Below are 13,791 nucleotides of genomic sequence, written 5' to 3' on the forward strand. Positions count from 1 at the left end.
GGACAACCCGGCGGGCAGCCGCGCCGTGCGCCGCCGGGCCACCGGGCGGTGGGGCGGAAGGCCGCGGCCCGGCCGTGCCGGTGGACCCACCGCACAGCCACGCCGGCGGACCGGCCGCCACCCGGTATCGGCGGCGCACCCCTCCTCCCCCGCCCCCAACCCCTGGCGTCAGCCGCCCACCACCCCCTTCACATCCCGCAGATCGACATACTTGAAGCCGGTGGACTCGCGGTCGCCCGCCGCCGGGGTCTCCTGGCCGTCCTGGACGACGAGGAGTCCCTTCGGGTAGCGCTTGCCGAGGGGGGCGTCCAGGACGGCGGCGCCGTCGCAGACCTCCGAGCCGTCCAGGGTGGCCGAGGCGGCGGTGATCCGGAAGGCGGCCCGGTAGGCGTTGCCGGTGCTGACCTCGCGGTCGTAGGCGACGAAGGTGTTGTCGCCCTGGCCGGAGGCGAGCAGCCGGGCGGGCCGGTCCAGGAGGGTGAGGCCCTCGACATCGGCGGCCAGATGCTCACCGCCGAAGCCCGGGTCGGCGCCCGGGACGCACTCCTCGGTCTCCTCGTCGTAGGTGCCGGGCACGCCGAACTCCCGGACCTTGTCCATGAGGACGGGACGGCCCTTCAGGTCGGCGCTCAGCCGCCAGATGCCGACGTCCTCCTGACCGGCGTAGAGCGTGCCGTTGGCGGGGTCGACGACCATGCCCTCGACCTGCGGGAGTTCGCCGGGCTCGCCGCAGGGGGTCCAGGTGGTGCCGTCGGGGAGGGGGAAGGCGGCGGGGAGGGTCAGGGTGCGGACGGTGCGGTAGCCGACCGTGCCGTCCCTGCCCGGGGTCAGTTCCAGGAGCGCGAGCCGGGTGTCACTGCGGCGGCTGACCAGCGCGTAGGAGCGGCCGGTGCGGGGGTCGGTCCAGGTGGCGAGGCCGTAGACGGTGCGCTGCTCGTTGATCTCGTCCTGGGTGGTGTTGAAGACGGGCCGGGCGGCCGGGTCGGTGACGTCCTTGAGGGGGGCGCCGGGGCGGTCGCCGTCGACGCGGTAGATCCGCAGCCGGTCGTGGCCCCGGTCGCTGACCACGGCCAGGTCGGCACGGGCGCCGGTCAGCCGGGTGCCGAGGACGAGGTCGACGTTGTTGAAGCGGCCGGGGGCGTCGTCCGCGCCGGGCGCGGGCGGGGCGGCGATGGACTGGACCTCGCGGGCGGCGAGGTCGTAGACGCGCAGACCGCCCTCCTTGGCGGTGGCGACGACCAGGCTGCGGTCCGGGTCGGCGGGGTTGCGCCAGATCGCCGGGTCGTCCGCGTTGGCGTTGCCGCCGGCCTCGTCGTCGTACAGGGCGGCCGTCTCGGCACGGGGCTGGACGGCGGGCGGGGCGGCGGCCCCGGCGGGCGTCGCCCCGGCGGCGGGCATCGCCCAGGCCGCGGTCACAGTCACAGTCACGGTCATGGCCGTGGCCGTGGCCGTGGCCGTGGCCAGCGCCGCGCCGAGGGCCGGCCAGGTGCCTCGCAGTGTCCGACGCATCGTCACAGTCGGTCCCTTCTGGGGTGGTTGACGGACGGCGACGACCCTCTCGGTGGGCGGCCGACGGACGCGAACCGGGTTCCCAACGGCCGGTGAACGCCCGGCGAAGCCTCCCCCAACGGGTGCGCCGCACGGCCCGGTTCACCCCGCCCGGTGGGTCACCCGTCCTCCGCTCACCGTCAGCCGGACCTCCGCCTCGGTGATCTCGTCGGCCGGGGCCTCGACCGGGTCGAGCCCGAGCGCGGTGAGGTCGGCGCGGAGGCCGACGGCGATCCGCCCGGCGACCGCCGACTCGCCCGCCGCGCGGGCCGCGTGGGTGGTGAGGCCCTCCAGCGCCTCCAGGCCGCTCAGCCCGGCGCTGCGGGCGGCGGCGCCCCGGGGGGCGCGGGCGGTGGCGAGGACCGCGCGGGGGTCGTGGGAGGCGATGGGCCAGTCCGAGCCGAGGGCGACGGTGGCGCCCGCGTCCCGCAGGTCCCGCAGCCGCCAGGCGCGCCCGGCGCGGGGCCCGCCGAGGCGGCGGGACCACTCGTCGGTGCCGTCGGCGCGGGTGTACGCGGCGTGCGGCGGCTGCATCGAGGCGGCCACGTCCAGCGCGGCGAAGCGCGGCAGCAGTTCGTCCGGCACGGTCTCGATGTGCTCGATCCGGTGGGCGCCGCGCCCGCCCGGCCCGAGCCCGGCCACCACGTCCAGGACGTTGCGCACCGCCGCGTCGCCGATGGCGTGGGTGGCGGTGCGCACTCCGGCCGCGTGCAGATGCCGTACGGCCGTGGCGTACGCCTCGGGGTCGGGCCAGAAGGCGTCGGTGCCCTCGCCGTGGCAGTCGGGGTGCTCCAGCCAGGCGGTACCGCCCTCGACGGTGCCGTCCATGAAGAACTTGACGCCGCCGACCGTCCAGTGGCGCCCGCCGCGGCCCTGGAGGGCGATCAGTTCCGCCAGGCCGTCCGGGTCGGTGCCGGGCATGCACCAGGGGGCGAACCGCAGCCGCAGCGGCAGGACGGTCTCCTCGGCGACGGCGGTGATCAGTTCGAGGTCGCCGCCGTCCATGACATGGGCGCCGGTCAGACCGGTCGCGGCCATCGCGGCCAGCAGATCGAGCAGGCGGGTGCGGCGCTCGGCGTAGGACGGGCGCGGCAGGACGGCGGTGACCAGGTCCATCGCGGCGTGCTCCACCAGATGGCCGGTGGGGCGTCCGGCGCTGTCGCAGACGACCTCGGAGCGCTGGGCGAAGTCACGGGGCCCGGTGACGCCCGCGGCGGCGAGGGCGGCGCCGGAGGCGAGTGCCGAGTGGGCGTCGTAGAGGCGCAGGAAGGCCGGGGTGTCGCCGAGCACGTCCTCGATCAGCTCGCGGTGGACGGGCCGCCCCTCGAAGGCGTTGTGGTCCAGGCCGTACCCGAGGACCCAGCCGTCGACGCGGACCGCCCCGGCGAGCGCGGCGCGCAGGGCGGCGAGGTCGGTGACCCGGGACAGATCGGTGCCGGTCGCCATCTCCAGGCCCCAGACGGGGTGGCTGTGCGCGTCGGTGAGGCCGGGGACGAGGTGGGCGCCGTCCAGCCGGATCACCTCGGTGCCGGGCCCGCGCAGCTCGCGTACGTCCGCCTCGTCGCCGACCCCGCTGATCAGACCGCCGGTGACGGCGACGGCGGTGGCGGCGGGCCGGGCGGGGTCGAGGGTGCGGACTCGGGCGCCGGCGAGGATCAGGTCGGCGGTGGGCATGCGGTGGGCTCCCTTGCGCGGTGCGGAGGTGCGGTGGTGCGGCTGACGCGTCGGTGCGGTTGGCGCGTCGGTGCGGCCGGTGCCGGCCTGTGCCGGCCGACGGTCCCAGCATGCCCGGTGTGCCGTCGCGCGGCGGAGCGGGGCCGTGCCCCGGACCCGTCACGCTGGGGCGGGTCCGGGGCACGGCGGCCGGCGCACTGAGCGCGCCAGGGGAAACCCGTCAAGGAGAGCCCGTCAGGGAAAGCCCCTCACCCAGAGCCCCTCAACCTGAGCCCCTCAACCAGAGGCCCTCAGGGAAAGCGCGTCACCTTCGAGGGGATGGTGCCGGTGCCCGAGGTCGGTGCCCCGGTGTCATTGATGACATGGGCGTACTGGCCCATGCCGCCCAGCGAGATAACCATCAGATGGTTCATCCGGACCCCGGGTCTCACCGGGACCTGGAAGCCGTGGTGCTGGACGATGCTCGGATCGGAGGTGTAGTTGGAGTAGCTGCCCAGGGCCCACGCCTCATGGGTGGTGACCGTGTCGGCGACCTTGTAGGCCGCGTAGCCGACGATGCCGTCATGGGTGATGGCGGCGGCGTTCGGGGCGTCGTAGGCCTTCTCGTTCTGGAAGAAGACGGTCCGCCCGCGTTCGCCGCTCCAGTAGACGTCGTACTTGTTGAAGTGTTCGACGAACAGGCCGGTGGCGAGGACGTCGTCGCCGTTGACCCGCAGGCCGTAGTCGGCGCGGTTGGTCTCCCAGCCGACGCCCGCGCCGTGGTCGGCGCGCCAGATCCAGGTGTGGTCGATCAGGACGTCGTCGCTGTTGATGACCATGGAGTCGGTGGCGAGGCCGGGTCCGGCGCCGCCGATCCGGATGAAGACGTCCTGGACGGTGGTGGGGTTGGCGGCGTGGTCGGCGGAGGAGCCGGGTTCGCCGACCCGCAGCAGGGTGTCGGACCTGACCGGCCCGGCGTCGATCAGGAACCCGGCGAGCCGGACGCCGTCCACGTCGGCGACATGCAGGGCGTCGATGCCGTTGTCCGGGACGAGGGTGGCGAGACCGAGGCCGAGGACCACGGTGTCGGCGCGGTTCACCTGGATGGTCCGGTCGAGGTGGTAGACGCCCGGGGTGAAGAGCAGGTGGAGGCCCTGGGCGAGGGCGGCGTTGATGGTGGTGGCGGTGGCGCCGGGCCTGACGACGTAGAAGCGGTCCAGCGGCAGTGACGTCCCGCCCGCGTTGGCGGGCCAGGAGACCCCGCGCGCGTTGGTGCGCTTGGCGGGCACGCGCACCTTGTACTCCCCGCCGTCCAGGTACAGGAACGGCTTCTCGCGGGAGATCGGGGTGGTGTCCATGGTGGTGTAGGGGCCGGTGTCGAAGTTGGTGGCCGGGGCGCCCTCGACGCCGGTGAAGGTGTGGTTCCAGACGCCGTTGGTCCAGCCGCCCACCGAGCTGTCGCGGGTGTACCACTGCTGCTGGGAGTACGGGCCCACGGTGCCGTCGATCTTCGAGTCCGCGATGTAGCCGCCGGAGGCCCAGCCGTAGCCGTTGGGGGCGAGGTTGAGGCCGCCCTTGACGTGCATCCGGCGGAACGGCGCGGCCTGGGCGACGGCCCAGCGGTCGGTGCCGTTGACCGGGGTGAGGGCGAGGTTCTCGGCGGAGCGCCAGAAGTTCTGGGTGGCGTTGCCGTTGAACCAGCCCGCGTCGACGGTGATGTCACCGTTGATCTGGGTGTCGTCGGGGTTGAGTCCGAGGCCGGAGACCGAGGTGTAGAAGCCGAGCTGGGCGTTGATGCCGTTGTAGGTGCCCGGCTTCAGCAGGAACTGGTAGCGGCCGGAGCCGAACTGGTCGGACTCCTGCCGGGCGAAGACCTCGTCGAACCTCTGCTGGATCCCCGGTGTGGAGGGGTCCATGACGATGACGTTCGGTCCGAGGTCGCCGCCGCCCTCGATGGGTCCGGTGCCGTCCGTGGTGGTGTGCACGGCCACGTCCCACAGGGAGTAGCCCCACTGGGTGGCGCGGGCGGTGCCGTGCACCCGGAGGTGGCGGCCCGATCCGGCCACGTCGTAGGACACCTGTCCGCCGGTCCCGCCGGTGACGGTCCGCAGGGTCGTCCAGCTCTGTCCGTCGGTGGAGGTCTGGAAGGTGAAGTCGCGGGCGTGGGCGGTCTCCCAGGTCAGGTCGATCCGGCACAGGTCCTTCACCGACCCCAGGTCGACCTGGACCCACTGCGGGTCACTGAACTGGCTGGACCAGCGGGTCCCGGCGTCCCCGTCGAACGCGGCGGACGCGGGGGTGCCCGCGTGCTCGACGGAGGAGGCGGTGGCGGGTCGGCCCCGGGCGGCGTCGGCGGTGTCACAGGCGACGGCCGCGTCGGCGGCGACCGCCGCGGTGGCGGCGGTGGGGGGCAGGGTGACGAGCCCGGCGGTGGCGGCGAGCACGGCACCCAGGCACCCGAGCCGCGTCCGCCTCCCCACCCGGCTGCCGATCGCGTTTCTCGTCCCGGTTCTCGTCTGCTGTCTCACCGTGCGTCTCATGCGGCTCCTCCGGTGGGGCGTGAGGTGACTTGGGGGTGTGCGGGTCCGGCCCCGCCGGGGCACGCGGGGTGCCCTGCGGGGCTCTGGTGCGCTGTGCGCCGATGGTGGTGGCGGCCCTGCGGCCGGGGCCGTGCGCGTAGGGAGCATGCGGGGCATGCGGGGCATGCGGCGGGGTTCGCGGCACGCCGGACAGCGGGCTGCGGCGTCCCGGCAGCGTCCGGACACCTCACCCACGCGGCTTACTTCAAGACATGATTTAAGTGATGACGCAACCATCCGGCAAGCCCCCGGGACGGATTCGGTGCGGATCGGTGCGGATCCGGGCCGGTTGCGGGCCGGACCCGGGACGGACCCGGGACGGACCCGGTGCGATCCGCGTGCGCCGGGCGCCTCCCGCGCACCACCCCGTCCCCGCCGCACCCCGATGCGCCAGGGCCGGGAGAACCGCTCATGGAACGCGGCCCCGGCGCTGCCTACGCTGGGCCGGACGGCGCCGAGCGGAGGAGGGTCCCGGGACCTTGAGCGGCACGGACGAGGAGGTCGCGGCAGCGGTCCGGCGGCTGACCGGACGGCGGGTCGAGCGGGTGCGCGCGGTGTCCGGGGCGGTCGCCGAGGCCGGTCTCGACGACGGCCGCCCGGTGATGGCCAAGCGGGGTACGGGCCCGGACGCGGTCCGCGCCGAGGCGGCGGGACTGCGCTGGCTGGCGGACGCCGGGACGGTACGGGTACCGGCGGTGCTGGGTCTTGACGGGGAGTGGCTGGTGACCGAGCGGGTCGACTCCGGCCCGCCCGGCGTCGCGGCGGCCCTGCGGTTCGGGCGGGACCTCGCGGCACTGCACGGAGCCGGGGCGCCCGCGTTCGGGGCTCCACCGCCGGGCGGGCCGCGCGAGGCGTACATCGGGCTGGCGCCGATGCGGAACAGCCCGGCCGGGGCGTGGCCGGAATGGTATGCCGCCGAGCGGGTGCTGCCCTATCTGCGGAGCGCGGTGGACCGGGGGACGCTCGGCGCGGCCGAGGGACGGGTGGTGGAACGGGTCTGCGCGCGGCTGCCGGAGCTGGCGGGCCCCGCCGAACCGCCCGCGCGGCTGCACGGCGACCTGTGGAACGGCAATGTGCTCTGGGGCACCGACGGCCACGCGTGGCTGATCGACCCGGCGGCGCACGGCGGCCACCGCGAGACGGATCTCGCGATGCTGGACCTGTTCGGCTGCCCGCATCTGGACGCCGTGCTGGAGGGCTACCAGGAGCGGGCCCCCCTGGCCGACGGCTGGCCCGGCCGCGTCCCCCTGCACCAGCTCTTCCCGCTGTTGGTCCATGTGGTGCTGTTCGGGCGGGCGTACGCGGGCCGGACGATGGCGGCGGCACGCGCGGCACTTGACGGCTGATCCGGCCGCCAAACCCGCCCCCGAACCGGCCGCCGATCCCGCTCCTCGCGTCCCAGGGGTTCCGGTGCCGGGCACCCGTGCTGGAGGATCCTGCCCGACCGCCCGCGCGACGGGCGGAGAACCGGTACGGTGCGTGCCTGCGCGGGGTCCCCCGGGGGATCGCGCGCCTGCACGGCATCCCCCGGCGGGGGAAGCGTGACGACAGGCCCGAGGGGGGCGTGGATGCGCGTCGGGGTGCGGAGGCGGCGGCGGGTGGCGCATTCTTGCGGTGTCGCCTGCGCGGCGCAGGGACGAGGTAGGGCCGGATGACTGCGAGCGCCGAGGACCCGCACAGGACACCTGACCGGCTGGCCGCGCTGCTGACGGAGGCCGCGGCGGAGGCGGCGGAGGTGGTGGGCGCGCGTGTCGTGGGCCTGTACCTGCGCTCCGCCGACCCGGAGATACTGCGGCTGGCCGCGCTGACCGGTGTCCCCGGTCCCCTGTTCCGCCCTTGGTGGCAGGTGCACGCCAATCGCCCGGTGCCGATCGCGGACACCTTCCGGCTCGGCGTCCAGATCGTGCTGCCGAACGCCACGGAGACGATGCGGCGCTATCCGCAGTTCGCGGCGGCCCTGCCGTTCCCCTTCGGGGTGCTCAGCGTTTCCCGTGCCGGGTCCGGGCGAGGTCTGCGGCGCCTTCACCGCCCTGCTGCCGCCCGTGACGGACGCGACGGGCCTGCTGGCCGAACGGGACCGGCTGTCCCGGCTGGCCGAGGAGCTGGGCGGACGCCTGCGCGCCCTGGCCCGCGCCGGGACACCCGCCGGAACAGCCCCCGCGACACCGCCCGTCTGGGACGCCCCGCCGCTGAGCACCCGCCCGCCGACCGCGCCGCCCCCCACCGCGCGGATCGGCCGGTTCACCTGGGACCCCGTCACCGGGGCGGTCGCGGTGGACGAGGCCGTACGCGCGCTGCTGGGGCCGGTGGCCGGGCCGCCGCCGGAGACGGAGGAGGCGCTGCTCCGCGGTCTCGCCGGGCCGGACGCGCGACGACTGGCCGCCGTGCTGCGGGACGCGGCACACGGCAAACCGCCCGCCGAGCCGCTGCCGGTCCGCGTGGCGGGCGGCTCCTTACGCCTGGTCGACCTCTGGCCCCCGGACGGCTCACGCCTGGTGCACGGCCTGATCGTGGACGGCGGCTCGATGGCCGGGCAGGCCGCCGACCCGCTGCCCCAGGGCGTCTTCTGCGTCGACCGCCTCGGGTACGTCGGCTACACCAACCCGCGCGCCGAGGAACTGCTCGGTGTCGCCCCCGGCGGGCTCACCGGCCGCTGTCTGTGGGAGGCGGTGCCCTGGCTCGCCCAGCCGGTCTGCGAGGACCATCTGCGCACCGCCCTGCTGTCGCCGGACCCGGTGCACTTCCACGCCGAACGGCCCCCGGCGCCGGACGGCGAGGGCACCGGCGGCGACTGGCTGGCCTTCTCCGTGCACCCCGGCCGGGAGGTGCTGACCTGCACCGTCGTACCGTCCAACCGGGTGGCCGGAAGCCCCGCCGGACCCGCCACAGCCGTACCCGACGCGCCGCCCGGCGCACCGGCCGCCGACCCGGCCCACTCGCCCGCCCCAGCCCCCGTCCCGGCCCCCGCCGCCCCCCTGTACCGGCCGATCGTGCTGGCCATCGCGCTGTCCGAGGCGGCGACCGCCCGGCAGGTGTCGGCGGTGGTGATGCAGGAGCTGCTGCCCGCGTTCGGCGGACGCCGCCTCGCGATCTACCTCCTCCAGGACCGGCATCTCTACCTGGCCTGGGAGGCGGGCTTCCCGGAGGGGTTCCTCGACCAGTTCGACGGGGTGGGCCTGGACGTCCGGCTGCCCGGCGTGGAGACCCTCACCACCGGCAAACCGATGTTCTTCGACTCGATGCGGGAACTGGCCGCCGCCTACCCCGGCATCCCCCTGGACACCATGGACGGCGCCCGCGCCTTCCTCCCGCTGATCGCCTCCGGCCGCCGGGTCGGCTCCTGCATCCTCGGCTTCGACCGCGAGCGCCGCTTCAGCACCGAGGAGCGCACGGTGCTCACCGCCCTAGCCGGACTGATCGCCCACGCCATGGAGAAGGCCCAGCGCTACGAGACCGAGGCCGCGCTCGCCCGGGGGCTCCAGCAGGCGCTGCTGCCCCGCCGGCTGTCCGCCCACCCCGAGGTGGAGACCGCGGGCCGCTATCTGCCGGGCACCCAGGGCATGGACGTGGGCGGCGACTGGTACGACGCGGTGGAGGCGGGCGACGGGGTCGCGCTGGTGATCGGCGACGTCCAGGGGCACGGGGTGCAGGCGGCGGCCACGATGGGGCAGTTGCGCAGCGCGGTGCGGGCGTTCGCGCTGGACGACCGCCCGCCCGACGAGGTGCTCCAGGGCACCAACCGGCTGCTCATCGACCTGGACCCGGGCCAGTTCGCCAGTTGCTGCTACGTACGGCTGGATCCGGCCACCGGGCGGGCCCGGATCGCCCGCGCGGGCCATCCGCCGCCCTTGCTGCGCCACCCGGACGGCCGCACCCGCCGGCTGGACACCCCGGCCGGGGTGGTCCTCGGGGTGCTCGGCGACGCGCGGTATCCGGTCGAGGAGGTGACGATGGAGCCCGGCGCGATCCTCGCGCTCTACACCGACGGGCTGGTGGAACGGCCCGGCCTGGACATCGACGACGGCATCGGGGCCCTGCGCATCGCCCTCGCCCGGGGCGGCACCCCCGCGAGCCGCCCGGGGACCCGCTGGCTGGCGGCGGTCGCCGACCGGCTCACCGCGGCGACCCGGCACACCGCCGACCGCCCCGACGACATCGCCCTCCTCCTGGCGGCCCGCCGCACGGAGGACCGGCCCCGCCCATGAACCCGGATGAGCCCGGACCGTACGGACCGCCCATGAGACCACTGACCCCTCTGCCACCACCCACCCCGGCGATACGACCGACACCACCGGAACCACCGCGACCACCGGTACTACCGGAACCACAGGAACCACCGCGACCACTGGTACTAGCGCTACCACCGGAACCACCGCCATCCCCCACCCCACCGATACCCCCGGCCCCACCCCGACATCAAGCCCCACAGCCACCACCCACACCCCCCACCCCACCCGGGCAACCGGAACCGGTGCCCGCGTGGTGACCTTGCGTGACACCTCTCGCCTCAGGAGGCGAGGGAGTGTAAACAGGGCACATGGTCCGGCTTTTGGGGCGTACCGCGAAGGCCCGGCCGCCCCGTCGGCCCGGCGCGGCGCATCCGCGGCGTGCGCGCGGCCCGGCCCCGGAAGCCGGTGATCCGCCCGTGGCCCGCACCCCCTCCCCACCGCCTCGGCGGACCGCCCCCGGCCGGAGCGCGCCGCCGGGTCCGCTGGCGGCGCTGCGCTCGGCGCTCGGTGGACGCAGCGTCGCCGGGCAGGTCTTTCTCTTCCAGGTCCTGATCGTGCTGGTGCTGGTGGCGGCGGCGGTGGTGGCGCTGCTGCTCCAGGGCCGGCTGGACAGCACCCGCGAGGCCACCGACCGCTCCCTGGCCGTGGCCCAGACCTTCGCCAACGCGCCCGGCACCCGCGCGGCGCTCGCCGCCCCGGACCCGACCGCGGTCCTCCAGCCGAGGGCGGAGGCGGCGCGCAAGGCGGCCAGGGTCGACTTCATCGTCGTCATGAACACCGACGGCATCCGCTACACCCACCCCAAGCCGGACCGGATCGGGAAGAAGTTCGTGGGCTCCCTCACCGAGCCGCTGGCCGGGCACCCGGTGACGGAGGAGATCAACGGGACGATCGGGCGGCTGGTGCAGGCCGTGGTGCCGGTGGAGGCGCCCGACGGCCGGGTCGTCGGCCTGGTCTCGGCCGGGATCACCACCGACCATGTCGGCGGCACCGCCAATCAGCAGCTCCCGCTGGTGCTGTTCGCCGCGGCGGTCGCGGTGGCGCTGGCGACCGGCGGGACCGCGCTGGTCAGCAGACGGCTGCTGCACCAGACGCACGGCCTGGGCCCGCGCGAGATGACCCGGATGTACGAACACCACGACGCGGTGCTGCACGCCGTGCGCGAGGGCGTCACCATCGTGGACGGCGAGGGCGAGCTGCTGCTCGCCAACGACGAGGCGCAGCGGCTCCTGGACCTGCCCGCCGACGCGGAGGGCCGCCATGTCAGCGCCCTGGGCCTGGACCCGGGCACGGCCGAGCTGCTGGCCTCGGGCCGGGTCGCGACGGACGAGGTGCATCTGGTCGGCGACCGGCTGCTCGCCATCAACCAGCGCCCCACCGATCTGCGCGGCGGCCCCGCCGGCAGCGTCGCCACCCTGCGCGACTCCACCGAGCTGCGCGCCCTGTCCGGCCGCGCCGACATCGCCCGCGAGCGCCTGGACATGCTCTACGACGCCGGGGTCGCCATCGGCACCGGCCTGGACGTCAGCCGCACCGCCGAGGAGCTGACCGAGGTCGCCGTGCCCCGGTTCGCCGACTTCGTCTCGGTGGACCTGTTCGACGCGGTGATCGGCGGGGACGCGCCCGACTCGGGCACCGAGCTGCGCCGGACCGCGTTCAACGGGGTGCGCGAGGACGTGCCGCTGTACCCGGTGGGCAGCACCATCCGGTTCGTGCCGTCGTCCCCGCAGGCGTACGCGCTGGCCACCGGGCTGGCGGTGGTGGAACCCCGGCTGGCGGACGCGCCCGGCTGGCGGGCCCAGGACCTGGAGCTGACCGCGCGGATCCTGGAGTACGGCATCCACTCGCTGATCACCGCGCCGCTGCGGGCCGGCGCGCTGATCCTGGGGCTGGTCAACTTCTGGCGGTCCTCGGCGCCCGAGCCGTTCGACGCGGAGGACCGGGCGCTGGCGGAGGAGCTGGTGGCGCGGGCGGCGGTGTCCATCGACAACGCCCGCCGCTACACCCGTGAGCACACCATGGCGGTCACCCTCCAGCGCAGTCTGCTGCCGCGCACCCTGCCCGAGCAGAACGCCCTGGACATCGCCTACCGCTATCTGCCGGCGCAGTCCGGCGTCGGCGGCGACTGGTTCGACGTACTGCCGCTGTCCGGCGCGCGGGTGGCGCTGGTCGTCGGGGACGTCGTCGGGCACGGGCTGCACGCGGCGGCCACCATGGGCCGGCTGCGGACGGCCGTGCACAACTTCTCGGCGCTGGACCTGGCCCCGGACGAACTGCTGCACCTCCTGGACGAGTCCGTCAGCCGGATCGACCAGGACGAGCGGGCCGACGGCTCGGCGGCGGTCACCGGGGCGACCTGTCTGTACGCGGTGTACGACCCGGTGTCGCGGATCTGCACGATGGCCCGCGCGGGGCATCCGCCGCCCGCGTTGATCCGCCCCGACGGCACGGTCGAGTTCGTGGAACTGCCGGCCGGGCCGCCGCTGGGGCTGGGCGGGCTGCCCTTCGAGACGGCGGACGTGGAACTGCCCGAGGGCGCCCGGCTGGTGCTGTACACCGACGGTCTGGTCGAGGACCGCTCCCGGGACATCGACGAGGGCCTGGAGATCCTGCGCACCACCCTGGAGCGGGCCGGTCCCACCCCGGAGGACACCTGCCGCACGGTGGTCGACGCCCGGCTGCCGGAGCGCCCCGGCGACGACATCGCCCTCATCGTGGCCCGTACCCGCGCGCTGGGCGCCGACCGGGTCGCGGAGTGGGTGGTGCGGGCCGACCCGGCGGCGGTCGGCGAGGTCCGCGCGGCGGTCCTGCGGCAACTGAGCGCCTGGGGCCTGGACGAGTCCGCGTTCACCACCGAACTGATCCTCAGCGAGCTGGTCACCAACGCCATCCGCTACGGCGGCGCCCCCATCCGGGTCCGGGTGCTGCGCGACCGCAGCCTGATCTGCGAGGTCTTCGACGCCAGCAGCACCGCCCCGCATCTGCGGTACGCGGCCATGACCGACGAGGGCGGCCGGGGCCTGTTCCTGGTGGCCCAGCTCGCCGACCGCTGGGGGACGCGCTACCTCCCGACGGGGAAGGTGATCTGGGCGGAGCAGCCCCTGCCGTGAGCCAAGATCGAAAGAAGCGGGCCGAAGGTGTCCGGGCTTGTAAAATGACCGGATGCGCTGGACCAAGGACGACGTCATCGCCGCCGCGTTCACCGTGCTGGAGCGGGAGGGGCTCGACAAGCTGACGCTCCGGGGGGTGGCCCGCGAGCTGGGGGCCCATCTCAACTCGGTGAGCTGGTACGTGAAGACCAAGCGGAGCCTGATCGAGACCATGGCGGACACCGTGGTGGGCACGGTCGGCACGGACCGCCTCCCGGCCGATCCGGTGGAGCGGGTGCGGGTGGTGGTCGGCCGCTACCGGGCGGCGATGCTCGCCCACCGGGACGGCGGCCGGCTGGTCGCCGGGACGTTCGCCGGAACCGGCCGCACCCTGCGGGTGGCCGAGGTGGTGGTGGCCGCGCTGCTGGAGGCGGGCTACTCGGAGGAGGACGCGGCGCGGCTGTGCTGGGCGCTGGTCTACTTCACGCTGGGTCTCACCCAGGAGGAGCAGAGCTTCCCGCCGGAGGGCACCCCGTTCCCGGCCGCCGACCTCCCCGCCGAGGACTATCCGGCGCTGGCGAAGGTGGGGGTCCGGCTGATGGCCCAGGATCCGTTCGACGCCCGCTTCGCGTTCGGCCTGACCAGGCTGCTGAGCGGCGGCTGACCCGCCCGGACCGGGGTCCCGCCCCAGCC

6 protein-coding genes and 1 pseudogene are annotated in these 13,791 nt (G+C 75.1%); 4 read left to right on the forward strand and 3 right to left on the reverse strand.

All coding sequences use genetic code 11. The features are described from left to right. Positions 1 to 168: 168 nt before the first annotated feature. The 3 genes from AB0O01_RS03020 to AB0O01_RS03030 all read right to left on the reverse strand — a co-directional run bounded on the left by AB0O01_RS03020 (position 169) and on the right by AB0O01_RS03030 (position 5,741). Positions 169 to 1,434, reverse strand: a complete 1,266-nt coding sequence (locus AB0O01_RS03020) for a phytase (protein WP_365310497.1) — start codon at positions 1,432 to 1,434, stop codon at positions 169 to 171. Positions 1,435 to 1,650: 216 nt separating this feature from the next. Beyond that, positions 1,651 to 3,222 (reverse strand): amidohydrolase, encoded by a 1,572-nt coding sequence (locus AB0O01_RS03025; RefSeq protein ID WP_365310371.1) that lies wholly within the window; start codon positions 3,220 to 3,222, stop codon positions 1,651 to 1,653. Between the two features lie 290 nt (positions 3,223 to 3,512). After that, on the reverse strand, positions 3,513 to 5,741 hold the full coding sequence (locus AB0O01_RS03030) for a discoidin domain-containing protein (RefSeq protein ID WP_365310373.1): 2,229 nt from the start codon (positions 5,739 to 5,741) through the stop codon (positions 3,513 to 3,515). A gap of 518 nt (positions 5,742 to 6,259) precedes the next feature. Between AB0O01_RS03030 and AB0O01_RS03035 the strand changes: the two genes are divergently transcribed. The 4 genes and pseudogenes from AB0O01_RS03035 (at position 6,260) to AB0O01_RS03050 (ending at position 13,762) form a co-directional block, all read left to right on the forward strand. After that, complete coding sequence (locus AB0O01_RS03035; RefSeq protein ID WP_365310375.1) at positions 6,260 to 7,126, forward strand: fructosamine kinase family protein; 867 nt, start codon at positions 6,260 to 6,262, stop codon at positions 7,124 to 7,126. 305 nt (positions 7,127 to 7,431) lie between these two features. Continuing rightward, positions 7,432 to 9,985 (forward strand): annotated as a pseudogene (locus AB0O01_RS03040) (SpoIIE family protein phosphatase). Positions 9,986 to 10,317: 332 nt separating this feature from the next. Then, positions 10,318 to 13,119: a SpoIIE family protein phosphatase gene (locus AB0O01_RS03045; RefSeq protein ID WP_365310377.1), complete on the forward strand. Its 2,802-nt coding sequence runs from the start codon at positions 10,318 to 10,320 to the stop codon at positions 13,117 to 13,119. 52 nt (positions 13,120 to 13,171) lie between these two features. Next, positions 13,172 to 13,762: a TetR/AcrR family transcriptional regulator C-terminal domain-containing protein gene (locus tag AB0O01_RS03050; protein ID WP_365310379.1), complete on the forward strand. Its 591-nt coding sequence runs from the start codon at positions 13,172 to 13,174 to the stop codon at positions 13,760 to 13,762. Positions 13,763 to 13,791 lie beyond the last annotated feature (29 nt).

Origin of the sequence: Streptomyces sp. NPDC093252 (assembly GCF_040683675.1) — a bacterium.
Lineage (GTDB): Bacteria > Actinomycetota > Actinomycetes > Streptomycetales > Streptomycetaceae > Streptomyces.